General features: G+C 59.0%; 27 protein-coding genes and 1 pseudogene. 6 read left to right on the forward strand and 22 right to left on the reverse strand.

The genetic code is table 11. The features are described 5' to 3' along the window. Window positions 1-350: 350 nt before the first annotated feature. The gene (locus tag BA011_RS12840; RefSeq protein ID WP_151343465.1) at window positions 351-2,585 is read right to left on the reverse strand and encodes an NACHT domain-containing protein; all 2,235 of its coding nucleotides are present in this window, start codon (window positions 2,583-2,585) and stop codon (window positions 351-353) included. Between the two features lie 529 nt (window positions 2,586-3,114). Between BA011_RS12840 and BA011_RS12845 the strand changes: the two genes are divergently transcribed. Beyond that, window positions 3,115-3,324: a hypothetical protein gene (locus BA011_RS12845; RefSeq protein ID WP_012558428.1), complete on the forward strand. Its 210-nt coding sequence runs from the start codon at window positions 3,115-3,117 to the stop codon at window positions 3,322-3,324. Continuing rightward, window positions 3,325-3,477 carry a hypothetical protein gene (locus tag BA011_RS44280; RefSeq protein ID WP_186806431.1) on the forward strand — a complete coding sequence of 51 codons (153 nt, stop codon included), beginning with the start codon at window positions 3,325-3,327 and terminating at the stop codon, window positions 3,475-3,477. It begins immediately after the preceding gene. Here BA011_RS44280 and BA011_RS12850 read toward each other — a convergent pair. Further along, the gene (locus BA011_RS12850; protein ID WP_020050966.1) at window positions 3,474-3,665 is read right to left on the reverse strand and encodes a hypothetical protein; all 192 of its coding nucleotides are present in this window, start codon (window positions 3,663-3,665) and stop codon (window positions 3,474-3,476) included. The genes BA011_RS44280 and BA011_RS12850 overlap by 4 nt on opposite strands. Window positions 3,666-3,919: 254 nt before the next feature. Here BA011_RS12850 and BA011_RS44285 point away from each other — a divergent pair, with 254 nt between their 5' ends. Then, window positions 3,920-4,066: a hypothetical protein gene (locus BA011_RS44285; RefSeq protein ID WP_171598428.1), complete on the forward strand. Its 147-nt coding sequence runs from the start codon at window positions 3,920-3,922 to the stop codon at window positions 4,064-4,066. A gap of 100 nt (window positions 4,067-4,166) precedes the next feature. Here BA011_RS44285 and BA011_RS12855 read toward each other — a convergent pair whose 3' ends face one another. Beyond that, on the reverse strand, window positions 4,167-4,613 hold the full coding sequence (locus BA011_RS12855; RefSeq protein ID WP_065280755.1) for a GNAT family N-acetyltransferase: 447 nt from the start codon (window positions 4,611-4,613) through the stop codon (window positions 4,167-4,169). Between the two features lie 195 nt (window positions 4,614-4,808). Between BA011_RS12855 and BA011_RS12860 the strand changes: the two genes are divergently transcribed. After that, window positions 4,809-5,543, forward strand: a complete 735-nt coding sequence (locus BA011_RS12860; protein WP_065280756.1) for an SIMPL domain-containing protein — start codon at window positions 4,809-4,811, stop codon at window positions 5,541-5,543. Window positions 5,544-5,689: 146 nt separating this feature from the next. Here the strand turns inward: BA011_RS12860 and BA011_RS12865 are convergent, their stop codons facing one another. The 4 genes from BA011_RS12865 to BA011_RS12880 all read right to left on the reverse strand — a co-directional run bounded on the left by BA011_RS12865 (window position 5,690) and on the right by BA011_RS12880 (window position 7,618). Further along, a complete protein-coding gene (locus BA011_RS12865) occupies window positions 5,690-6,037 on the reverse strand; it encodes a hypothetical protein (protein ID WP_065282522.1) in 348 nt (115 codons plus the stop codon). A gap of 178 nt (window positions 6,038-6,215) precedes the next feature. Beyond that, window positions 6,216-6,521: a hypothetical protein gene (locus BA011_RS12870; protein WP_003541573.1), complete on the reverse strand. Its 306-nt coding sequence runs from the start codon at window positions 6,519-6,521 to the stop codon at window positions 6,216-6,218. 211 nt (window positions 6,522-6,732) lie between these two features. After that, complete coding sequence (locus BA011_RS12875) at window positions 6,733-7,155, reverse strand: secondary thiamine-phosphate synthase enzyme YjbQ (RefSeq protein ID WP_065280757.1); 423 nt, start codon at window positions 7,153-7,155, stop codon at window positions 6,733-6,735. A 76-nt stretch (window positions 7,156-7,231) separates the two neighbouring features. After that, a complete protein-coding gene (locus BA011_RS12880; protein ID WP_065282523.1) occupies window positions 7,232-7,618 on the reverse strand; it encodes a DUF1428 domain-containing protein in 387 nt (128 codons plus the stop codon). Window positions 7,619-7,795: 177 nt separating this feature from the next. On the opposite strand from BA011_RS12880, the gene BA011_RS12885 reads away from it, so the two are divergent. Then, a complete protein-coding gene (locus BA011_RS12885; RefSeq protein ID WP_065280758.1) occupies window positions 7,796-8,482 on the forward strand; it encodes an HAD family hydrolase in 687 nt (228 codons plus the stop codon). A gap of 121 nt (window positions 8,483-8,603) precedes the next feature. On the opposite strand, the gene BA011_RS12890 is transcribed toward BA011_RS12885, so the two are convergent. The 3 genes from BA011_RS12890 to BA011_RS12900 all read right to left on the reverse strand — a co-directional run bounded on the left by BA011_RS12890 (window position 8,604) and on the right by BA011_RS12900 (window position 11,364). Next, entirely contained in the window at window positions 8,604-9,275 is a 672-nt protein-coding gene (locus BA011_RS12890) for a DUF922 domain-containing Zn-dependent protease (RefSeq protein WP_065280759.1), read from the reverse strand. Between the two features lie 3 nt (window positions 9,276-9,278). Beyond that, window positions 9,279-10,499 (reverse strand): MFS transporter, encoded by a 1,221-nt coding sequence (locus tag BA011_RS12895; RefSeq protein ID WP_065280760.1) that lies wholly within the window; start codon window positions 10,497-10,499, stop codon window positions 9,279-9,281. Window positions 10,500-10,644: 145 nt separating this feature from the next. Next, window positions 10,645-11,364, reverse strand: coding sequence for a Crp/Fnr family transcriptional regulator (locus BA011_RS12900; protein ID WP_029873352.1), 720 nt, complete (start codon window positions 11,362-11,364; stop codon window positions 10,645-10,647). A 132-nt stretch (window positions 11,365-11,496) separates the two neighbouring features. Between BA011_RS12900 and BA011_RS12905 the strand changes: the two genes are divergently transcribed. After that, on the forward strand, window positions 11,497-11,742 hold the full coding sequence (locus tag BA011_RS12905) for a DUF6894 family protein (RefSeq protein WP_029873351.1): 246 nt from the start codon (window positions 11,497-11,499) through the stop codon (window positions 11,740-11,742). A gap of 168 nt (window positions 11,743-11,910) precedes the next feature. Here BA011_RS12905 and BA011_RS12910 read toward each other — a convergent pair whose 3' ends face one another. From BA011_RS12910 to BA011_RS12960, 12 genes and pseudogenes are all read right to left on the reverse strand, one after another. Continuing rightward, window positions 11,911-12,144, reverse strand: a complete 234-nt coding sequence (locus BA011_RS12910) for a DUF6894 family protein (RefSeq protein WP_065280761.1) — start codon at window positions 12,142-12,144, stop codon at window positions 11,911-11,913. Between the two features lie 58 nt (window positions 12,145-12,202). Next, a complete protein-coding gene (locus tag BA011_RS12915; protein WP_065282524.1) occupies window positions 12,203-12,601 on the reverse strand; it encodes a DUF427 domain-containing protein in 399 nt (132 codons plus the stop codon). A gap of 114 nt (window positions 12,602-12,715) precedes the next feature. Beyond that, a complete protein-coding gene (locus BA011_RS12920) occupies window positions 12,716-13,408 on the reverse strand; it encodes a B3/4 domain-containing protein (RefSeq protein ID WP_065280762.1) in 693 nt (230 codons plus the stop codon). Between the two features lie 3 nt (window positions 13,409-13,411). Continuing rightward, window positions 13,412-14,308, reverse strand: a complete 897-nt coding sequence (locus BA011_RS12925) for a DMT family transporter (RefSeq protein ID WP_065280763.1) — start codon at window positions 14,306-14,308, stop codon at window positions 13,412-13,414. Between the two features lie 84 nt (window positions 14,309-14,392). Further along, complete coding sequence (locus tag BA011_RS12930; protein ID WP_065280764.1) at window positions 14,393-15,199, reverse strand: helix-turn-helix transcriptional regulator; 807 nt, start codon at window positions 15,197-15,199, stop codon at window positions 14,393-14,395. 79 nt (window positions 15,200-15,278) lie between these two features. Further along, on the reverse strand, window positions 15,279-16,076 hold the full coding sequence (locus tag BA011_RS12935; protein ID WP_065280765.1) for an APH(3')-II family aminoglycoside O-phosphotransferase: 798 nt from the start codon (window positions 16,074-16,076) through the stop codon (window positions 15,279-15,281). A 105-nt stretch (window positions 16,077-16,181) separates the two neighbouring features. After that, on the reverse strand, window positions 16,182-16,343 hold the full coding sequence (locus BA011_RS44290) for a hypothetical protein (RefSeq protein WP_164986508.1): 162 nt from the start codon (window positions 16,341-16,343) through the stop codon (window positions 16,182-16,184). 103 nt (window positions 16,344-16,446) lie between these two features. Then, window positions 16,447-17,562, reverse strand: a complete 1,116-nt coding sequence (locus BA011_RS12940) for a DUF930 domain-containing protein (RefSeq protein ID WP_151343466.1) — start codon at window positions 17,560-17,562, stop codon at window positions 16,447-16,449. Between the two features lie 35 nt (window positions 17,563-17,597). Further along, a pseudogene (locus tag BA011_RS12945) lies at window positions 17,598-17,804 on the reverse strand (DUF930 domain-containing protein); the annotation flags it as partial. Between the two features lie 103 nt (window positions 17,805-17,907). Then, a complete protein-coding gene (locus BA011_RS12950; RefSeq protein ID WP_064651886.1) occupies window positions 17,908-18,201 on the reverse strand; it encodes a GYD domain-containing protein in 294 nt (97 codons plus the stop codon). Between the two features lie 324 nt (window positions 18,202-18,525). Further along, window positions 18,526-20,583, reverse strand: coding sequence for an RNA polymerase sigma factor RpoD (rpoD, locus tag BA011_RS12955; protein ID WP_017961411.1), 2,058 nt, complete (start codon window positions 20,581-20,583; stop codon window positions 18,526-18,528). Window positions 20,584-21,045: 462 nt separating this feature from the next. Next, window positions 21,046-21,393, reverse strand: a complete 348-nt coding sequence (locus tag BA011_RS12960) for a GFA family protein (protein WP_065280767.1) — start codon at window positions 21,391-21,393, stop codon at window positions 21,046-21,048. Window position 21,394: the final 1 nt, after the last annotated feature.

The following is a 21,394-nucleotide window of genomic DNA, read 5'->3' on the forward strand; positions in this document are numbered from 1 at the left end:
CTCCGCCCCAATTAGATAGAGCGCTGCGCGAGAGTTTCTTTGACGCGCATCACATTGTACCACTGGCGGATGCCGTGCGAGACGTTTCCACCCGCGTGGCAGACATGGTCTTACTATGTGCCGGATGCCACAGGTTCGTGCACAAGCTCATTGCACGCCATAAGCGCTGGGTGAGCATTCCAGAGGCGCGATCAATACTCACCGTTCAGTGGGGTCGTAGTTCCCTTACCGGGTGCGTCGATCATCAAGCGATTGAATGTCCGGCGCTTCAAATACCCTCGCCCAAGAGTGATTAAGTACCGTCGCCTTTGGTTGAGAAGCAGCCGAGCCTCATGCCGACGAGTAATGACTTACATAACCGATACCTGAACCCACAGGGGGTCTGTGCTTGACCCCAATTCATCGAGCAATTTCTGCATCCTCGCAGTATTACTTCTAACAGGGCTGTAAACTGGACCTTCGTCTCCCTTAAAACTCGTTAGCAAACCTTCCTTCAGCATCAGATTGAGTATACGCGTAGACAGGCTTTTCGCTGCTACCTTTCCGAGCCCTCTCAACAAAGCTTCTTCTTTTCGACCGGCCCCCTTTTGAAAGAATGTTTTTCGGACTACTGTTACCAAGATTTCCTGTGCTGGGTTGAGGCCAATCTTTCGGATTTTAGCGACGTTGGCAACGCTATCAAATGCTTCTGCATCTAAATCAGTTATCCAATTTGGGAGCGCGGCGGGAGATGAAATGCCAGTGACTTTGGGCGTTACACAGTCAATCAGCCGAGCGCCGCTGTTCATTTTAGCAGGTAACGCAAGCTCACCAAAATAGCTTTGTCGTAAAGTAAAATTCGAAAACTCACGCTCATCTAGTGGAAGGTAAAGAAACTCCGCTCCTTTCAGTTCAATGCCTTCAAAATCAATCGCTTTAGTGTTCTCTCGGAGAAGGGCGGCGAACACGTCGCTCGCAAGCACCATATTACCGCCAGCCTCGGCGCGGGCTAGGAGATTGAGTTTAGTTCTTTCCGACAGCGAATTTTCGTTTGCGAGTACCCTTTGCCCCAAATCGCCGAGCGGATTAAGCCACTTTTGACCGGACACCTTCCCAAATTCAATTTCATCAGCGTGGGCAATCGACGCCACGTCCTTAGCTCGAAGCCCATCCAGGATGTACACGTCGACAAATTGGAGATCAGCCGTCTCTTGACCGACCCTCCCGAGACTTGGAAGACGTTGGAGAAGAATTGACGCCTCTTCAACGGGAGCAGTACCAGTTACAGCCTCAAAGGCAGTCTGCAAATCCGGCAAACTCAAAGGTCCAACATTTGACGCCCTAGCGCGGGTCAGACGCGCAAGTTGTACGAAAATCTTGAAGATGGTCTCGGTGTCAAACGAGATGTGAATATTAGCATCTCTTTGGCATAATACCTTAATAAAGTGGTTCCAGAAAGCTATCTCATTGCCTTCTTCGCCAAACATCGCATCGAAATCGTCCGATGCCAGTTCACCAATTGTTTGGCAAATCAAGGGGCGGCGCGGAAGCCATGATGGTATGTCTACGTCTAGGTCTCTGTTCTGGAAGTACTCTAGAAGTTCGCTATCGCTAAATTCGTTCTTTGAACGAATAATTATTGTCTCCCGAGCGTCCATTCCAAGCGAGCTATACATCTCCTCGTTGGTAGCAAAATAATGTTCTCTTCCAGCAACTAAGGTCCCGCCGCCATTATTTTTGACCAGGTCTTTCACGCCTTCGAGGGATTTGGCGCGGATCGCCCTAAGCTTACCAAGGTCGTTGCTCCACGCTTGCGAACCAATTTCGTCGAACCCGTCCACCAGCATGACAAGTGACCGTGCTCGGAATGCACGAATTGCGCTCGCCTCTAGATCGTCAAGCCCAAGATCGTTGAAGTGCCTCCTTATCAACTCACCACTTTGCCGCAATCCCCACGATTTCCGCAGGTCGATTGCTACAGGGTAGCAAAAGTCTTTTTCCGCAGAGGCGGTGAGCTGCCGAAAGACTTCCCGTAAGCAACGACTTTTACCGCTGCCGTATTCACCAAGCAAAATGATGTCTCGGCCCTGCCGAAGGAAATCAGCCACGTCCGAAGAGGAGATGTCGCCTCTCCTGCCATCGACCGTGTACCTCACTGGCACGTACTTCGTATCGTCGGTCTCACCGGTAAGAGGATGGATAGCGCTGCCAAACGGTGCTGCACTTCGCGCCACTGAATACTGATCGAAATCGAAAAAGAGTTTGCTGTACTCGGTGTACGAAAGCACATTGACGTGGTGTGGAGCGCCCGCTTCCTTCATTGCGGTGGTCACGGGTCCGTTTATGACGCAGAAACAACGCGCCATGACGCCTGCTATGAATGCAGAACTTCTGGCGGTTTGCAATTTCTGTACATCTGTGCGTACCTTTCCGAGCGTTCTATCCTCGGTTATCTCGATAAATACATGTATTTCATTGCTTAATACAACGACACCATCAAGATTAACCCCACCGACCCTGTTCGGTTTGCATGGTCTTCCCCAGATGTGTCCCGCTACGCCGCGCACTTGATCTTCGAAGCTTGCCCACTCAGATTTTTTCGTCATTCTGATCCCCGCCACCTGTATATATTGCTATCGCGTTTGGCCGCCCCTTTCAACAATGGGCGAAAGGGTACGTCTATCGAGATTTGCATCGCATTAAGACCGCAAGCACGCTTGCTGACTGGTGGGTGGTGAATTGTTTCTCGGCCTTGTCTGAGTGAGACAGGCCCTAGGCTCTGTCTCAACAGAACGATCAACGAGTACAAATCTCTCTGCGATTTTCAACTCCTGTCGCCAAGGGGTGGTCTACAAAGGGTGTACTCGTTTCTTTGCAAAGCAGGAGCACTCGAGATCATCCTGATCGGGTCGACAGCGCATGTGATCGTCGGGTGAGACTGCAACAAGGAGTATGCGCCACGGTTCGCAAACGACTGGTAGAGACTTACCGAGAATGATCGGAAACTTCTCGTTCGTGCAGCGCTTTGCGGATTGATACGCGTATGAGCAGCCTGATCGTCGAGCCACCTGCCTTTCGATGGAAGTTGTGGTACTTATTGATGGATGTCATTGTTCTCGGGAGGAGTAGCAATTCATGGTCGTGCACAGGGATATGACTAGCGACGAATGGAAGTGGCTTGTGCGCCTTTGCCAACACGAAGCGGATAGCATTCCTAAGGAAATTGAAGCGCGGTTTACCGAACTTGGTCTGCTCGGGCCGAATGGTCTTTCGGACAATGCCAGGAATTTGGTTCAAAATGAACTGCTGGCAGAGCGGCGAAACAGACTGCAAGGGCTTCACTGAATGATGACCTTGGACCCCAAGCAGGAGTTCAAGGTGGTGATGTTAACTGCGGCACGGCCCAAACGGGTAACCGACTATCTCGGCGGCGGGCGTTTCCTGATCGTCCGTGCAGCTATTAGCACGGCATCATGCCCGATCGGCGCCCATTCCTAATAGCTACAAGAACGCCCATCGCTCGGCCTGAACCCACCCCCACATGCCGGGTTAAGCGGCTGACGCTCATAATAACCGCCGCCGATCGACGACGTCTGGTCGACGCTCCCGGACGATGTGCAGCCCGAAATGATCGTGGCAAGGCTGATCAGCGTTCCGGTCGCGATAAATGCGAAAAATCGGTTCATCTGAGCTTCTCCTTCGGAGGGGTATGGTTTTACCCCAAGCGGGCAATCTACCATCCACGGCGAATACCGACGAGGATTTATAGCAGCCGACCGCCCTCGACGAGCGTTTCTAACGCCAATGTGATCACCTTTTAGGCCAGCCACCCTCAAGCCATGCACCGTCACATAACTGTCATGCAAAATTGCCCATTGTTATGGCAGCCTGGGCAAAATATATGCTGCCGGCTAACAAAAAAAAGAATGAGTGAACTGCCATGAGTGCCATACATAAACTTTTCAACCGCAATCTCCTGACCCGCTTCGTCGCTGGTCTCGGTGCGGTTCCTCAGCGTATTCGGAACGCACGCGAAGAGCGCAAGCCCGCTATCCATCCATCCTTCATGGACGATTTCGGCGCCTAGTCGGACGATTGGCGAGGCAACAGACTCGTCTGCTCCTGCGATTACGTCCTCCAATGTCATTCCAGTTGATATCTGATGGGAAGCCGCCAGCGGCTTCTGATCAAGTTGCGGCGGAAAATTCCTTCCGGAACCAGATCCGGTCAACGGGCCGGCCTCCGGCATGTCCGCTGATCCTGCCGAATTCGACATATCCGAGCCTCGGGTAAAAGTCCGGGGCCTGGGTCGAGAGTGTGTCGACACAGGCCGTGACGGCGGCGCGGCGTCGCCCTTCTTCTTCCGCCGCCGCCATCAGCTTTCTGCCGATGCCGCTCAGGCGCAGCGATTTTTCGACCCACAGATTGCCGATGAAGAGAACCGAGAAGGAAACGGACGCCGTTATTCCGGCGATAAGCCTTTCGTTTTCCCGCCAGACGATGGCGAAGGCCCCGCGTCTGATCTCAGCGCTTTCGTTGAAGGCGTTCAGGCCATCGGAAATCGCGGTGGCGATCTCGGACGGGACGGGATCGAGCGTTTCGAACATTGCTTCCTCGTCGTTGATGGTCGCCATATGATAGCGAGCCGTCGGTTCCGTTCCAGCCGTTTCGGCTTTTAAGGTCGGCCGACGTCCTCCGGTTTCAGCTCCAACGCGTGCGCCCCTTAGATTTTTTTCTCGCTACGCATGCGCCTGTCTTTTCCGCCGTAATAGCTTCACAATCAACCGACAGAAAGCTGTTCCGGGAAACGACAACCAAGGAATGAAAACATGGCGCCGATCTATACCAGAACTGTCCTGATGACCGCCCTTCTGGCGCTGCCGCTCGCCGCGCCCGTGTTCGCGCAGGAGGCAAAGCCGCGCGAGCCGGTGATTTCGGTGACCGGCGATGGCGAATCGTCCATCGCTCCCGATATGGCCGTCGTCAATCTCGCCGTCGTCAAACAGGCGAAAACCGCCCGCGAAGCGCTCGACGAGAATAACAAGGCGATGAACGACGTGCTTGCCGCGCTGAAGAGCGGCGGTATTGCCGAGCGCGATCTGCAGACCTCCGGCTTTTCCATTCAGCCGCAATACAACTATCCGCAGCCGGTCGACGGCCAGCAGCAGCAGCCGCAGCTGATCGGCTACCAGACCATCAATTCGGTCACTGTCAGGCTGCGCGATCTCGCCAAGCTAGGCGCGGTGATCGACCAGTCCGTCAGCCTCGGCATCAACCAGGGCGGCGAAATCCAGTTCACCAACGACAAGCCGGACGCAGCGATCGAAGAGGCACGCAAGAATGCGGTCGCCGATGCCGTCAAGAGGGCGAAGACGCTGAGCGAAGCCGCCGGCGTCAAGCTCGGCCGCATTCTCGAGATCAACGAGAATGTGCCGCGCGCAATGCCGCAGCCGGCCTATCGCGCCACGATGATGAAAGAGGCCTCCGACGCTGCCGTTCCCGTCCAGGGCGGCGAGAACAATTACAATGTCAGCGTCACCGTGACCTTCGCCATCGAACAATAAGCATTACAGCGCCGCGCGTCTTTTCAGACGCGCGGCGCTGTAAGAAAGATCTTACAAAGAAAACCGCCCTTGCCGATCCGGGGAGACTGGCAAAGGCGGTTGTGGCCGCCGCCTCGGGGAGACGGGGCGGCGTATTCTTCCAACGATTAGCGGCGGCGCAGGGCGGGGCAACCGCGCACATTGCCGAAGCTCATTTCATCGGGGCCGCGACGCGTCCAGCCCTGGACGATCACGCGGCGCGGGGTGATGTCGACGACGCGGGCGCGACGGAAGCCGTAATCCCGGGCGAGGTTTTCGGCAAGCTGCGGATTGCAGCCGCGCGACGGGCGGCCGTAGCCTCGCGGCGGAGGCGGACGGCGGTAATCCTGCGGCGGACCACGGTCCGGCTCGCCAATAATGATATTCAACTGGGCGGCGGCCGGGGCCACCGTACCGGCCAGGGTGCCGGCTGTCAGCATGACGGCAAGACCCGCCTTTGCCAGAAACTGCATCATCGAAAAACCTTTTCCTTTGAAAGTCGGGCCGGTCAAGCCGCCCTCCCCATTAATCCGCATTGCGCCGAAGCGTCATTTGGGAATCACTCATACAGGTCAGAGAAGAGACGGCTGAAAGTGTCACCGTCAAGGCAAAAGCGAACCGGAAGCGCCGGTTCGGCGCCTCCGGCCGCAGTCCTCAGCGCCGGATCAGCGGGCAGCCGCGGACATTCGCGAAGGTGATCCTGTCCCAGCCGCGGCGGTCGCGTCCTGCGACGACGACAACGCGCGGCGACATGCGGGTGATATGGGCTCTCCGCAGGCCGAAATCACGCGCCTTGCGCACCGCGTGCATCGGCGAGCAGCCGCGGATCGGACGATGATATTGCGCCTCGACGACGAAGTTCGTCTGCGGTCCGGCGGCAGCCGCCGTGGAAACAGTGGCCGGAATAGTGCAGAGGGCGAGCAGAGCGGCAAGCGAAGCCTTGGTCAGGAAATGCGTCATGGGGTGTCTCCGTCGATTGGTATTACCTAAGCTCTCCCTTCAGGGATTGTCTCGACAGTAAACGTTGTAAAATGAATGGTGTTCGAACCGGGCATTCAGTTTGCATTCACAAGCATGATGCCGAAAAGTGTCAGCGGTTTTCGGACGACATCATGCTCTCCTTCTTCGATTTAGATCCGGATGATCATCCGGATCTGGAATTAATTCGGTTTCACGCGCTGAGATGAAGCACGATTTCGCGCCGGTGCGGCCGGTCGCGATGTTCGAAAAGATAAAGGCCCTGCCAGGTGCCGAGCATCAACCGCCCATCGGCAACGGGAATGCCGATCGAGACCTGGGTCAGCGCCGCCTTTATATGCGCCGGCATGTCGTCCGGCCCCTCGGCTCTGTGCACGACCCAGCCCATGTCAGGATCGGAGGCCGGCGGCACGAGGCGGCGGAAGAAGGCGAGAAGATCGGTCCGCACATCGGGATCGGCATTTTCCTGGATCAGCAGCGAACAGGAGGTGTGGCGCACGAAGACCGTGAGAAGCCCCTCCTCCCGCCCGGAGGCGCTGACGAAGGTCTCCGCCTGGTGGGTGAATTCGTAAAGGCCCTGTCCGCGTGTGGACAAGGTAAGCATCGTCTGGGGCAAGGCGCTCTCCCGCTTCGAGATGACATCTCTCGCGAGTTGGCGCGCTGCTCGGCGCAAGTCAAGCTCGCGCGGGCAATCAGAGCCTGAGCAGCGTCTCGAAGCCGCCGTAGATCATCCGCTTGCCGTCGAACGGCATCTGCCACTGGTCGCCCTTGAGCCTGGGATCGGCCATCACCTTGGCATTGATATCGTCGCGCTCCTGGCGCGAGCCATAGACGATCCAGGAAAACACCACGACTTCGTCCTCCTTCGCCTGCACGGCGCGGGGAAAGGAGGTCAACTCCCCATAGGGCACGTCGTCGCCGATACATTCGACATATTCGAGCGCGCCATATTCCTTCCAGATCGAGCCGGCGAAGGTCGAGAATTCCTTGTAGGCCTCGATATTCCCCTTCGGAACCGCCACGATGAAACCATCGACATAGACATTGCACTCCTCCTCTGCATGTCTGCGCCTTCTTATGGCAGAGGAGATAGGACGGCGGCCAAGCAGGTCCAGGGACGAAGCGCTCAACCACCTTTCATCTCTGATTTGCGCTGCTGTCGATCGTATTCGATTCGTGAGGTTTGACCCCGATCCGGTTTTCCGCTTTACCGGCTTTGCAGAACAAACCTTCGAGTGAGCATCGGGCGGGACACCATGATTAGAGCGGTCCTTTTTGATCTTGACGAGACCCTCATCGACAAGACCGCTACCGTCCTCACCTTCCTGCCGCTCCAATACCAGCGATTTCGTCTTGGCGAGCACGGCGTCGACGAACAGCGCTACATTGCTGAATTCCTGCAGCTGGAGAAGGCCGGCCTGGTTAGAAAGCGCGATCTTTATCCGCGCCTGGCGGAGACATTCGGTCTTCCAGGCGACCTTGCTGCAGCCCTCTTCCACGACTTCGAGGCAGTGTATCCCGGCATGGCTGTTCCCATGTCAGGGGCAAAACAGACCATTTCCACGCTGAAGCAATACGGCGTTCTAATCGGCGTCGTCAGCAATGGCGAAGGCAATGTTCAGCGACCGAAAATCGCGGCGACGGGACTGAACGAAGGGCTCGACCTGGTGGTCATTTCAGGAGATATCGGCCTTCGTAAACCGGCACGGGAAATTTTCGAGCTGGCTGCTGGCCGTCTCGACCTACCCGTCGACAACTGTCTCTTCGTTGGCGACAATCCCGAGGCCGATATTCTTGGAGCAGACAACGCCGGCATGCATGCCGTCTATTTTGGCCCAAAAGGCACTTGGCCCGCTTCGCTGCCCTCGCCGCGGTATCGAATAGAGTTGCTGCCGCAGCTGATAGCCCTTGTCCACGATCTGAACACACTCACCGAGGCTTGATAGCGACGAAGCGCCCGCGCCTAAGGTGAGCCCCATGCATTTGGCTGCGGCCTGATAGCCGCAACCCGAGGCTTGCTAGGCCCCGCCCGGAGAAGGTCGCCCGTTATCCGCTTCGGCCCCCTCAGGGGCCATTCACCAGCTTGAGGATGAGCTGCTGGATATTGCCGCCGTCACCCATTTCGATCTTGTCGAAGTCGCGGCCGCGCTGGCGCTGTCTTTGGGAGATCTCGCCGAGCCGGCGGGTCAGCTCGATCCTGATCTTCTTGCAATCAGGATCGTCGTCAACGGTGAGGCCGATGCTCATCGCCTCGATTTCCTTGACCATCTCCTTGATGGTCTCGCCATGCACCCGCTCATGCGCCTGCACCCCTGATATGAAGGCCTCCCAGCTGCTCTTCACGGCGGCCGGCAGCGCAGCAGATGGTTTCGGCAGCGTATAGCTGATGATGAGCTTAGGCCGGTTGGTCACGATAACGCAGGCATTTCCCTGCGCTTCGTATTTCCTGGTCCAGGTCAGCTTGAACGTCGTATGCGCGATCGCCCGGCCGAAGCCACTGGCCTTCGGCCCACGCTCGCCGATCGATGCATAGAGCCCGGCCCCCGACGTGCCTGATATCGAATAGGGCCGTACCTCTTCGACCGCCTGCCAATCGGCCAGGACCACGGCCGGTACCGAGGTGAAAACTGCCGCAATCATATAGGATAGAAAATTTGTCGTCACGCGCGGCTCCGCCGAATGATGTTTCGGGCCGAACCTAACGGGAGCGGTCGCCGCTTTCAACGCATCATGCATATGCTAGCCCTGCAGCGTCTTGACCTTGGCAAGTTCGGGGAAGAGCCGCATCCACAGGAGCACTACGACGATCGTGCCGAGTCCGCCGACAACGCCAGTGGCGACGGGGCCGAGGGCTGCCGCCATCATGCCGGATTCGAATTCGCCGAGCTGGTTGGACGTGCCGATGAACAGCGAGTTGACGGCGCTGACGCGGCCACGCATCTCATCCGGCGTCAGAAGTTGCACCAGCGAGCTGCGCACGACGACGCTCACCGTATCGGACGCGCCGACCACGAACAGCGCGACCACGGAAAGCGCGATATTGGTCGAAAGCGAGAAGACGATGGTGGCGACGCCGAACACGGCGACGGCGGCAAGCATCTTGCGCCCGACATTACTGCTCAGTGGCCGGCGGGCGAGCACGATCGACATGGCGAGCGCGCCGACCGCCGGGGCCGCGCGGAGAAAACCGAGGCCCCAGGGACCGGCATGCAGGATATCGCTGGCGAACATCGGCAGCAGCGCCGTCGCGCCGCCGAGCAGCACCGCGAAGAGATCGAGCGAGATCGTGCCGAGCATGACAGGCCGGCTGCGGATGAAGGAGACGCCGGCAAAGACCGAAGCGAGCGTCACCGGCTCCCGTTTGGCAGGGCTCCATTGCATGCGGATCGAGATGACGTTGAAGCTTGCAACGGCAAAAAGCAGCGCGGATATAGCAAAAGGCGCGACGGGGTGGAGGCCGTAAAGCAGGCCGCCGAGCGAGGGGCCGATGATCAGCGCCGTCTGCATCATCGAGGTCGAGGTTGCAACCGCCTTCTGCAACATCGAGGCCGGCACGATGTTCGGCAGCAGCGCCGCCATGGTCGGCCGCTCGAAGGCGACGACGGCGCCGAGCACCGTGACGGCAGCAAGGATGCCGGCCGGTGTCAGCCATTGCTGCCAGGTGGCAACCGCCAGCACCAGCGCCGTCACCGCCTCGATCAACTGGCAGACAAGCCCGATGCGCCGCCGGTCGAACCGGTCGGCGACATGGCCGACGACGAAGGTCAGCATCGCCATCGGCAGAAACTGGCACAAGCCAACGAGGCCGAGCGCAAAGGCACTATGTGTCTGGTCGTAGATCATCCACCCCATGGCGATGCCAATGGACTGGAAGGAGAGCGAGGAAAAAACGCGGGAGGCAGCGAAGTTCAGATAGCCGGGGTGGCGAAGAGCGCTCCCCGGTCCTTGGGATATGTCCATTGCGATGTCACCGGCCGGCGGCTGCGCCGGCCTTTATGAGAGTTTTCAAGGTCGGAGCGGTGTTCTGCCCGAATGGGCGAATTGTCAATCGCAATGAAGCGCCGTCACCGGATTGTGCGATGCCTCGGCCCGCCTCGCACAGCCTTTAGCGCGGCTCCCTGAAGATGCTGAGATAGCCGGGATCGAATTCGGCGATTTCCTGCAGGCGCTCCCAGTCGACGATGGTGATCGTCCGGTTCTCCCAGGTGAACACGCCCTCGCGCCTCAGCGCCTGCAGGGTCTTGTTGAGGTGGACGACCGAGACGCCGAGAACGTCGGCCATCTCGATCTGCGTCAACGGAAACTGGAAGCTTGCGCCCCGCGTCCGCTTCACTACCTGCAGCCGCACGAAGAGTTCGCAGACGAGATGGGCGATATGGGCGCGCTTGGAGCGCCGGCCCATGGCGACGATCCACTCGCGGTGGATGGCGCCGTCGACCAGCGTGTCGAGCCAGAGCAGCCGGGTTAGGTGCGGCATGCGCTCGGTGATCGCCTTGAGATCGGCATGATCGGCGAATGCAACATGGCAGGACGACAGCGCAACGATGCCGTGATCCATCTTCTTGATCGGGAAAGCATGCAGATCGACGAAGTCGCCGCCGACGTGCAGTGCGGTGATCTGGCGGCTGCCATCCGCCATCACCTTGTAGCGCGCCGCAAAACCATCGATCAACAGTGTGCTGTAGCCCGGCCGGCTCCCTTCGGAGACGAGATCCTCGCCGGCAGCAAAATACCTGTCTTTGACGATGATCGCTCTGAGATGGCTTTCCTCTTCGGCCGACAGCACATCGCGGCTGCCAAGATTCAGCAGCAGGGATTCAATCACGGGCTTGCCCGCCGATATCGCAAGAGTTCCTGATCATTTCGATGCGACCTGTATTTTCTATAAGAATCAATGCCTAGCCTCGGGAACAATTGTCTTCATCTGTGATTTCTCCTGTGACCCGCAGGAAAAAACATGGCTCGCTATTATTTCGATCTACACAACGGCGAAGGTCCCACGCGCGACGAGCACGGTACCGAGCTCAAATCTCGTGAAGACATTCCGAAAGAGCTGACCCGCATCCTGCTGGATGTGGCCCGCGACGAACTGCCCGCAGGTGATCGCATGACGATCGCGATCACCGTTCGCAACGAGAGCGGCGATCCGGTCACGGTTGCCAGCCTCGTCTTCAACAATGAATGGCTCGACGTCTTACAATAGCGGCCGCCGTTTAGTGGCTGCCGCGGTCACTCCTACGCATCAATCCGACTCGGTCGATCGTGACGCGACGCTAAGAGCCGCCCTCGTGGCCGGCAATTAAATTTGACATAGTCTTTCGATTGCTTCAGCTCGACCGACAGCTATGCAAGGCAGGCACGTCGGTCGCGGCTATTTCGAAATTTCTTCGAGAATCAGCCGGATTTCCGCCAGCGGCCGCCGGCTTTCATCGAACAGTTCCACCGACATCATATTCAATGGTGCAGTCGGCAAGCCTTCGGCTGCCATCTCCGCAAGAACACGTCGCGCCTCCGCTTTCGCAGCCTCCACGGAGTCGAAATCATATCCCGTCTCGGTCGCCCCGGCACCATCACGATCGAAGAGCTGAAAGTAGAATTTCGGCACGACACATCCCCCGCTAGATGATCCTAACGATCCGGCGGGCAACATGTTCCGCCCACCATCAGAAGGTGCCAGCTTCCGGAGAGGCCATTTCCTCGATGCCATCGACACGGTCGGGGTAAAAGGCGAGATGGTCCTTGATGTTGCTGACCGCGGCATTCGGTGCCTCGTAGGTCCAGACGGCATTCTTCGAGCGATCGCCGCCCGCAATGATGCTGTAATAGGAGGCATCGCCCTTATAGGGGCAATGGCTGCTATGGTCGGTCCGCTGAAGCAGCGACATGTCCACATCTCGGCGCGGAATATACTGCACCGGCGGATAGGAGGCTTCGCGCAACGTCAGCGCATCACGAGTATCGGCGATCGCCTTGCCGCCAAGCGTGACGACGACGCGAGAGGGATTGTATTCGACGGTGATCGGATGGTCCGGCCCCGGAATCTTGATCGGCTTGTTTGACATTTTTTCTGACATGGGGGTTTTTCTCCGGAAGGTATCGGTCCCATGGAGATAGGGCGGACATGCCCCCGGCCCAAGGCCTCGAACCTTTTGATCTGACGACACCTGGGGTCAACCTCAGAATTCGAAACGCGGTGACACCGGACTGAGTATCACCGTTTTCGCCACCACCGGCCAGTGACGTACGAGCGCATCAGCAGCTGTTTCAATCAGGCGGGCGATGTCGTCGCCGGCAGAGACGTGCAGGGCCTCGGCAACGATCAGCACCGAGCGCGTCGTCTCACGCACCGCCGAAAGCCCGCTCTGCCGGTTCGTCCAGCGCCGCGCATGTGCCCTGCCCTCCGCGTCTGCGAAGATCACCTCGTTCGCCTCCGGATGCTCGATTTCGCCGGCGAAAGTCAGATAGGTCTCGTCACCCTTGGCTCGCCGGACTTCGAGATCGCCAGCGATCTTTTCAGTGTCGAAGACCGCGATCGGGATGGCGAAAGCGAGCGAAATCGCATTGCAGAGATCGATGAGCGGATGCAGGCGCGGCAGCGCATGTTCCTGGCGGAAGCGGCGCAGCAGCGCCTCGGAAGCGCAGCGATATTGCGTCGGCTTCAGCCCCATACGGGAAAAGCCGCGCCGCCAGGCCTGGATTTCGGGGAATTCGCCTTCCTGCGCTTTGGCCAGCCGGGTCTCGGCGATCGCGTTGAAGCTTGCGATCGCCGCCTCGACATCGGCATCCGCATGGATCCCTCCCGCATGGAGCGCGCCGGCGCGAAGCTCCGGAAAGGCCTGCCACATGGCGTCGGAATGGCTGAACTGCATGGTCTATCTCCCTCCGGCAAGTTTCACGGTACGGCTCCCGGCAAAGGCAAGCCCGAGCACGGCCGCAAGCACGCAGCCGATGCCGGCGATCTGGCTGAGCCCGACCGGCTCGCCAAGGATGATGAAGGCAAGCATGACGGCGGAAACCGGCGCCAGCGCGGTGAAGAGCGCGGCCTCCGTGCCGCTTACCCTTTCTGCCCCCGCATACCACAGCAGAAATCCGCCGACGGTCGGCACCAGCGCATAATAGACGACGGCACCCAAAGCGCTTGTGGAAATACCATGTGCGAAAGGCGCTTCAAAAACAGCCGGGATGGCGGCAACGATGAAGCCGATGCCGGCCATCAGCGTCGACAGGGCAAGCGGCGCAACGTCCGTCTTCAGTCTTTTGTTCAGCAGGATGAACAGCCCCTCGCAGACGACGGCCAGGAAGATCAGCGCATTGCCGGAGAGCGCCCCTCCGGCCGCATCCGGCGTGAAGGCGATCGACAGCCCGCCCGCCGTCGCAAGCGCCACGGCCAGAAGCAGGGCACGCTGCGGCCGTTCGCGAAGCAGCATTATGGAGATTGCGGCCGACACCACCGGCAGCGTGCCGATGATGACGCCGGCATCGGCCGCCGAGGTCAGGCTGAGGCCGGAGATCAGCAGCGTCGTATAACCGACGCTGCCGGCCCCGGCCTGAATGATGAGGATGAGGCGGTCATGCCTGGAGAGTGTCGGCAGCCGCGCGCTGGTCGCCCACATCAGCAGGAGAAGGACAGGAAAGGCGACGGCGAAGCGCAATGCGGTGGCGCTGAACGGCGGCAGACCCGAAGCGATGAGTTTGCTGGCGACGACCGTGCTTCCGACCGTCAGCATCGCCAGCGCCAGATAAACATAACCTTTAACCTGCCTCGACATTCAGCGTCTCCTGTTGGATGCGCCGAGAAAACAGCAGGAGCCGGTCGGGGTCTTGAACGAAATTGCAGCTGCAAAGCAAGCTGCTCAGAGAAAGGCGCCGGCATAGAGGCGCGGCGACAGACCGTATTTGCGCACGAAGACGCGCGTCATGTGGCTCTGGTCGGCAAAGCCGCTGGCAAAGGCCGCTTCCGCAAGCGGCATGCCCTGAGCGATCAGCCGTCGGGCGATATGGATTCGGGCCTGGACGAGATAGGCATGCGGGGTCAATCCGGTCGCCTTGGCAAAACCGCGCAGCACCTGGAAGCGGCTGAGCCCGCTTTCCCTGGAGAGGTCGGCGAGCGAGACGGCGGCAAGCGGATCATCATCGATCAGGTCTCGGGCCGCGCGGATCGACGCCGGTACCAGTGGCCGCTCTTCGGTACCAGAACACTCCCGCATGACATCGGCGACGAGTTGCAGAAGCAGTTCCTCGCGAAGCAGCTCCGCCGTCGCCCCGCCGCCGGTCACCGCGCCAAACAGCGTTTCGAAGCGGGCAGCGATCGCCGCATTGCGGATGACGGGATGCGGGATTTCCGATCGTGCTACCCCGCTTTCGGTGATCTCTCGTGACAGACCGCTGACGATGGCGGGATCGAAATAGAGGATGCGCCACGATCGCCCCTCGCCGATCGGCGCGCCGTCATGCACCTCGTTCGGATTGACCGTGATGATGTCACCGGCCTCGGCCTCCACCACGCCTCGGCCACTGAGCGACGACTGCGCACCGGCGGACATCAGGCCGATGCCGAACTGCTCATGCGTATGGCGCGCAAAGCTGTGATGCGTTTCCGCCTCCACCGCTTCGACACCTGATAGCGCCGAGCGCAACATCCTGAACTGGTTTTTCGCCATTCTCTGTCCGCAGGTCCGATCGCCGGACACTCTGCCAGCCACGGTGAGATGACGCAATCATGGCGGCTAGGATGCCTGCCTAGAAGAACTCGTCGAGCAGCTGATAATAATCGAGTCTCGCCGGATCCGTGGCCGGCATGCCGTAGCGATCAAGGAAGGCCTGCACCAGCGCCTCGCCGAAATTGTGGGCGATGCTGCGGCAGGCGAGTGCGATATCCTGATAGCGGTCGGCGACGCCGAGACGACTGCAGTCGATGTAGCCGGAGAACCCGTCTTCCGAAGCGATGAAATTCGGCAGACAGGCATCACCATGGGTAACGACGAGATCCTCGCGGCCAGGCCTCCCGCTTTCGAGATCGGCAAACAGAGCCTCCGCCCTCTTTCCAAGCCGCGTCTCATCGAAATCGGTCTCGTCGACGATACCGGCCTGCATCCGCGCTTTCGCCACCGCGATACGCCTCTCCAGCCGGTGATCGAAGGGGCAGGATGCGATCGGCAGGCGATGCAGGTCAAGAAGCGCCGCAGCCAGCAGCTCAACCCGCGCAAGCGGCGTCAGCACTGATGCGCTGGCGAGATCACTCCCGGGCAGCGCGCTGATCAGCAGCCGGTTGCGCGCACCATCGCTATCCTCTGCAATGACACCAGGACAGGGCAGACCGGAAGCCTTGACCCAGCGAAGCCTGACGGCTTCGTCAGCGAGTTCGCCGAAAGCACCAGCCTCTTCGACCTTCAGATAAAGCGTCGGCAATCCCGGAGCTTCCAGCCGGAAGACACTTGCGGCGGAGCGGCCGAGCGCATCGCGTTCGAACCGGTAACCAGCCAGACGGGCATCGAGCGCGCTCGCCGACGGCGGTTGATCCTCTTGGAAAATCGACATGATATCCAGGCCATTGATGCTGGCGCATTATCCCGACAGGGCGGGACAACACAAGCGGCGCGATCGCTCAACGCACATTGGCAGACTGAACGGGCCTCCGCGACCTCAATGAACGGTTTCGGCGGGTGCGGCTTCGAGAAGGATTTCAAAAGCCTCTTCCAGAGCAGCCACCAGAATATCGGTCAGCTCGTCGCCCTTGTTTTCCAGGAACAGCGCACTGACGGCTTCGTCCTGATGCTCAAAAAAACGCTCAATCTCGTTCGACATATCATTTGTCCCTTCTTCACCGGAATCATCACGGCCATAGGAAGAAGCTAGGTGCGGTTCCTTGCGTGGGGCTTATTGCAGCGGTCGAACTCTTTCCCGATCGTTAGTCTTCAGGAAAGCGACGGTTTTTCCATTCGCTGCGCGGAACCGAATTTCCGACATCATACTCGAAGGATATGACCTTCGTCGCATCATTATCCACTTCGCACCTGAATCTGACCTCAAACCATTCATTGCCGCTCTTGAAGGCCCCACGCCGTGCATCAAGTACACTTCCACTCAAAAGTGAGTAGGAAGGTAGCCAACGCGGTTGATATTGCGGGGCCGAATGGATCAGTTGCTGCCTGAGTTCGGTCTGGCAAAGCTGGTTGATACGCTCTCCTCGCGGCAGATTGCTGATCGCGGTCTTGATCATCGGACTGGCGATTGCCTTCTCGGAAAACAGCGTCTTCGCCTTGATCATTTCGTCCGCCTCCTTTGCCTCGGCTTTCGGCAGCGTCGAGGGTGCTGACATCGTTGTGTCCTCGGGTGGCTTCGCCTGCTCGAAATTCGTCTTTGTCTCGTCCTGTCCTGTAGCAGCCGGCCCGTTCTTTTCCGGGTTAGCCTCAACAGCCTCCACCTGTGGAAGTTCAATATCCTGAGGCACCGGATTCGCCGCAGTCATTGTCTCCGAAACTTGAGGCTTTTTGGGCTGCGGCGGCTCGACTGGTGCCTCCTCCGGTTTTACATCAGCAATTGGTGGCTTTGGCGCTTCCGCCCGCTGAGGCTCTCCCTGTGCCTTTTCTTTCGGCGCTGAATCCTTGTCGGCAAATTCAAGCACCGGACGAAAAGTGCGCGACCTTGGAGGTTCTGCCTGAGGCTTTGCAGCTTCCGACGGCGGCGGTGGTGGCGGTGGCGGAGGCGGTGGAGGTGGTTCCTTCTTGGCCTCTTCCGGCGGCTTCGGCTCGGGTGGCTTTGGCTTGGGCTCGGGCTTCTTCTCCTCCGGCGGCGGAACGAGCTCCACTTTCACACTCTCGTCTTCGGCAGGTTTCGGCTCAATCTTCGGCAGCCCGAAAATGAGAAGAGCAACGATAGGAATATGCGCGACAACGGACGCGACGACGCCCCAGCGGATTTCAGGCCGCTGTTTTCCCGTTTCGTGCTGCGCTTCCGCCGGTTCTACGTCTTCTTCTGTCACAGCAGCGATGTGGCCTCTAAAACCGGCAGCATCAAGCCACAAAAGAAAAAAACCGCGTGATCGAGCAGCGATGAGGGTTATTGGCCGGCCACTCCATCGTCGGCCACCAGATTGTGCTTCTGCCATTCATCTCGCGGAATGGCATCGCCGACGAGGAAGGCAAAGGACACGACCTTGCCGGAGCCGGCATCGAGTTCGCATTTGAACTGAATGTTGTACCATTTCCGTTTGCTGCGGAAGGCGCCGCCCTTCACCTCGACATTGTTGCCGCTGACCTTCTCCAAAAAAGTCGGGCCGGAGCCTGCCGCGGAAATTGGAGCACGCCGCGACACTGCCAGCGCAGCTAACGCTCCGCAACCTTCAAGACCGACGATCTCTGGCCTTCGGCTACCCGAGTGAGCCGATGAGATCCCGGTAGGCGGCTTCCGGGAATGCCTTCAGCGTCTCAGTCCGAACATTGCCGCCCATCGCCAGCGAGAGGGTAAAATGCGCCATGACGGCGTCATCGGGCGCCTCGCAGACGGCGACCATGTCGTGCCCGCCCATCGTCAGATAGAACTGGTTGAAGGAGCCGCCGACGCTGGTGAGCAATTTCTTCGCGGCATCGAGTCGTTTTGCCGAGTCGCGGACATTGCGGATGCCCTGATCCGTCCAATTGATCAAAAGAATGTAAGTGGTCATGTCGCACCTCCCAGAGCATGATGCCGAAAAGTCTCAGCGGTTTTCGGACGGTGTCATGCCCTATTTCTTTGATGTGGATCCGGATTCAGATTTCAGGCCCGTCAGGCCTGAAATTATCCGGATCTAGCGGAGGATTAGTTCACACAGGCACACGTCGGCCCTCGCTCGCGCGCGGCGATCGATGCCTTCCCCCGTGGCCGGATTATAGGCTTGTCACCGTGGAGGGACAAGAAAGGCGGCGGGATCATTGGTATTAATCATGAAAAGCAAAAGCCGGGCATGAAGCCCGGCTTTTCCAATAGTCAGAACGGCGTGGCCGAAACCCTAGCTGTCGAGGAAGCTTCTCAGCTTCCTGGAGCGGCTCGGATGCTTCAGCTTGCGCAGCGCCTTCGCCTCGATCTGGCGGATACGTTCGCGGGTGACCGAGAACTGCTGGCCGACTTCTTCAAGCGTGTGGTCGGTGTTCATGCCGATGCCGAAGCGCATGCGCAGAACACGTTCCTCGCGCGGCGTCAGCGAGGCGAGAACACGGGTCGTCGTCTCGCGCAGGTTCGCCTGGATGGCGGCGTCGATCGGCAGCAGCGCGTTCTTGTCCTCGATGAAATCGCCGAGATGCGAATCCTCTTCGTCGCCCACCGGGGTTTCGAGCGAGATCGGCTCCTTGGCGATCTTCAGGACCTTGCGGACCTTTTCGAGCGGCATGGCGAGCTTTTCGGCCAGTTCTTCCGGCGTCGGCTCGCGGCCGATCTCATGCAGCATCTGGCGCGACGTGCGGACGATCTTGTTGATCGTCTCGATCATGTGCACCGGAATGCGGATCGTGCGGGCCTGGTCGGCGATCGAACGGGTGATCGCCTGACGGATCCACCATGTCGCATAGGTCGAGAACTTGTAGCCGCGGCGGTATTCGAACTTGTCGACCGCTTTCATCAGGCCGATATTGCCTTCCTGAATGAGGTCGAGGAACTGCAGGCCGCGGTTCGTATACTTTTTGGCGATGGAGATGACGAGGCGAAGGTTCGCTTCGACCATTTCCTTCTTGGCGATACGCGCTTCGCGCTCGCCCTTCTGCACCATATGAACGATGCGGCGGAATTCCGAGATCGAGATACCGGTCTCGGTCGCCAGATTCTGGATTTCCTGGCGAATGTCGCGGATCGTCGTGTTTTCGCCCCTGGCGAATTCCTTCCAGCCGCGGGCGGCCAGATTGCCGATCGACTTCATCCAGTTCGGATCGAGCTCGGCGCCCTGATACTGTTCCAGGAAGGAGTCACGCTTGACGCCATAGGATTCGGCCAGACGCAGCAGGCGGCCCTCGTTGGAAACGAGGCGCTTGTTGATGTCGTAGAGCTGCTCGACGAGGGCGTCGATGCGGTTCTGGTTCAAGGACAGAGATTTGACGGCCTTGATGAGCTCATCTTTGAGTTCCTTGTAGCGGCGCTCCTGGGCGGTGGACAGCGTGCCGGAAGCCGACAGCCGCTGCTCGACCTGCTGGTCCTGCAGCTTGCGCAGCTTCTTGTAGGTCTCGGCGATCGTATCAAGCGTCTCCATCACCTGCGGGCGAAGCTCGGCTTCCATCGCCGCCAGCGAAAGGTTGGATTCGTCCTCGTCCTCTTCCTCCTCCTCGGGAGGCAGGCCTTCGCCGCCGACATCGGTGATGTCGTCGTCGCCGGAGCGGGCGCGACGGGTCTTTTCCTTCTCCTCTGCCAGCTTGCGATCGGCTTCGATCTTCTCCGGGCTCTGGAACTGCGGCGCAGCCTTGGCTTCAGGGCCGGAATAGGTGGTTTCGAGATCGATGATCTCGCGCAGCAGCGTCGTGCCCTCGTTGAGTTCGTCGCGCCAGATGATCAGCGCCTGGAAGGTCAGCGGGCTCTCACAGAGACCCGCGATCATCGTCTCGCGGCCGGCCTCGATACGCTTGGCGATCGCGATTTCGCCCTCGCGGGAAAGAAGCTCCACCGAGCCCATCTCACGCAGGTACATGCGAACCGGATCGTCGGTACGGTCGGTCGGTTCTTTTTTCTTGGCGGTCGCCAGCGCCGTGCCGCTCGAAGGCGCGAGTTCGCCGCCTTCGCTCTCCTCGTCGCCGCCGGCGTCGTCGTCATCGCTGCCGCCGGAAGCACCGGCTTCCTCGGCTTCCTCGTCTTCGATGACGTTGATGCCCATGTCGGACAGCATCGACATCGTGTCTTCGATCTGCTCGGACGTCACTTCTTCGGACGGCAGGACCGCGTTGAGCTCGTCCATGGTCACATAGCCGCGCTTCTTGGCGGCCTTGATCATCTTCTTGACCGCGTCGTCGGAAAGATCGAGAAGAGGGCCGTCGCTTGCGCTGTCGCGTTCGACTTCCGCGTCTTCGTTCTCTTTGACCTTGGTTGCCATTTATATCGTCGCCTTCCTGACGCTATCCAATCTCGCTACGGTGAACGGGCTTTCTCAGGGCCTGACGCGCCGCACGCGCCGCCTCGAATCACCTTTGCCCACCTAACGGGATGACATTTAAAGCCTGATTAACCACGATTACCGGCACCGGACAGCAAAGCTTTCTTGCTTTTGGATTTCCGGCCATGGTTGCGCGATCCGCCTTGACCCAGTTCACCATTCAACAAGTCGAACGGTGATTCCCACATTTTTTGTTCTCGTCAAGCTTTTCCAGAAAAAAAGCCCACAAAAATTCGGAAAAAGCCTTATCCACAGGCTTTGAACCGCGGCATCGATTGCGAACCCTTATTTAAGATGCTGCGAACAAAAGACAAGGGCAGCAAATATTTTGCCCATCGTGCCAGTCATTTCTGCCATTTTCGCAGTTGTGCCGACGGTATATTCGCCTTTGAGGAATGCTGGCTAGCGCGCCGCGCCGTCATACGCCTTCACCGTCAGAGCGCCGATATCGACCGCGGGAATGCAGCGCAGATTGATCGAAGCCATGGCCGCGCCGTTCGGACCCACGGCCTCGCCGAACGGCGCGATGCCGCAATTGGCGCAGAAGTGATGCCGAATGACATGCCGGTTGAAAGTATAGGTCGAGAGATTGTCCTCCGGCGTTTTCAGCACCAGCTTCTCGCGCGGCACGAAGGCGAGAAGCCCGCCGCGCCTGCGGCAAAGCGAACAATTGCAGTCGAGCGCCTCGGTGAATTCGCCTTCGACCTCGAAAGCCACATTGCCGCAATGGCAGCTTCCTTCATAGAGCATG

It is taken from the genome of Rhizobium leguminosarum (genome assembly GCF_001679785.1).
Taxonomy (GTDB): domain Bacteria; phylum Pseudomonadota; class Alphaproteobacteria; order Rhizobiales; family Rhizobiaceae; genus Rhizobium; species Rhizobium leguminosarum_R.

What these genes read in the sequence shown, in the direction of transcription:
- BA011_RS44290 (WP_164986508.1), bottom strand. Translation starts at nt 16,343, where the DNA reads ATGTCGAACGAGATTGAGCGTTTTTTTGAGCATCAGGACGAAGCCGTC.
- BA011_RS12890 (WP_065280759.1), bottom strand. Translation starts at nt 9,275, where the DNA reads ATGCATGATGCGTTGAAAGCGGCGACCGCTCCCGTTAGGTTCGGCCCG.
- BA011_RS12855 (WP_065280755.1), bottom strand. Translation starts at nt 4,613, where the DNA reads ATGGCGACCATCAACGACGAGGAAGCAATGTTCGAAACGCTCGATCCC.
- BA011_RS44285 (WP_171598428.1), top strand. Translation starts at nt 3,920, where the DNA reads ATGAGTGCCATACATAAACTTTTCAACCGCAATCTCCTGACCCGCTTC.
- BA011_RS12865 (WP_065282522.1), bottom strand. Translation starts at nt 6,037, where the DNA reads ATGATGCAGTTTCTGGCAAAGGCGGGTCTTGCCGTCATGCTGACAGCC.
- rpoD (WP_017961411.1), bottom strand. Translation starts at nt 20,583, where the DNA reads ATGGCAACCAAGGTCAAAGAGAACGAAGACGCGGAAGTCGAACGCGAC.
- BA011_RS12895 (WP_065280760.1), bottom strand. Translation starts at nt 10,499, where the DNA reads ATGGACATATCCCAAGGACCGGGGAGCGCTCTTCGCCACCCCGGCTAT.
- BA011_RS12950 (WP_064651886.1), bottom strand. Translation starts at nt 18,201, where the DNA reads ATGACCACTTACATTCTTTTGATCAATTGGACGGATCAGGGCATCCGC.
- BA011_RS12915 (WP_065282524.1), bottom strand. Translation starts at nt 12,601, where the DNA reads ATGTCAAACAAGCCGATCAAGATTCCGGGGCCGGACCATCCGATCACC.
- BA011_RS12905 (WP_029873351.1), top strand. Translation starts at nt 11,497, where the DNA reads ATGGCTCGCTATTATTTCGATCTACACAACGGCGAAGGTCCCACGCGC.
- BA011_RS12935 (WP_065280765.1), bottom strand. Translation starts at nt 16,076, where the DNA reads ATGTCGATTTTCCAAGAGGATCAACCGCCGTCGGCGAGCGCGCTCGAT.
- BA011_RS12885 (WP_065280758.1), top strand. Translation starts at nt 7,796, where the DNA reads ATGATTAGAGCGGTCCTTTTTGATCTTGACGAGACCCTCATCGACAAG.
- BA011_RS12925 (WP_065280763.1), bottom strand. Translation starts at nt 14,308, where the DNA reads ATGTCGAGGCAGGTTAAAGGTTATGTTTATCTGGCGCTGGCGATGCTG.
- BA011_RS12870 (WP_003541573.1), bottom strand. Translation starts at nt 6,521, where the DNA reads ATGACGCATTTCCTGACCAAGGCTTCGCTTGCCGCTCTGCTCGCCCTC.
- BA011_RS12960 (WP_065280767.1), bottom strand. Translation starts at nt 21,393, where the DNA reads ATGCTCTATGAAGGAAGCTGCCATTGCGGCAATGTGGCTTTCGAGGTC.
- BA011_RS12840 (WP_151343465.1), bottom strand. Translation starts at nt 2,585, where the DNA reads ATGACGAAAAAATCTGAGTGGGCAAGCTTCGAAGATCAAGTGCGCGGC.
- BA011_RS12930 (WP_065280764.1), bottom strand. Translation starts at nt 15,199, where the DNA reads ATGGCGAAAAACCAGTTCAGGATGTTGCGCTCGGCGCTATCAGGTGTC.
- BA011_RS12860 (WP_065280756.1), top strand. Translation starts at nt 4,809, where the DNA reads ATGGCGCCGATCTATACCAGAACTGTCCTGATGACCGCCCTTCTGGCG.
- BA011_RS12920 (WP_065280762.1), bottom strand. Translation starts at nt 13,408, where the DNA reads ATGCAGTTCAGCCATTCCGACGCCATGTGGCAGGCCTTTCCGGAGCTT.
- BA011_RS12850 (WP_020050966.1), bottom strand. Translation starts at nt 3,665, where the DNA reads ATGAACCGATTTTTCGCATTTATCGCGACCGGAACGCTGATCAGCCTT.
- BA011_RS44280 (WP_186806431.1), top strand. Translation starts at nt 3,325, where the DNA reads ATGATGACCTTGGACCCCAAGCAGGAGTTCAAGGTGGTGATGTTAACT.
- BA011_RS12845 (WP_012558428.1), top strand. Translation starts at nt 3,115, where the DNA reads ATGGTCGTGCACAGGGATATGACTAGCGACGAATGGAAGTGGCTTGTG.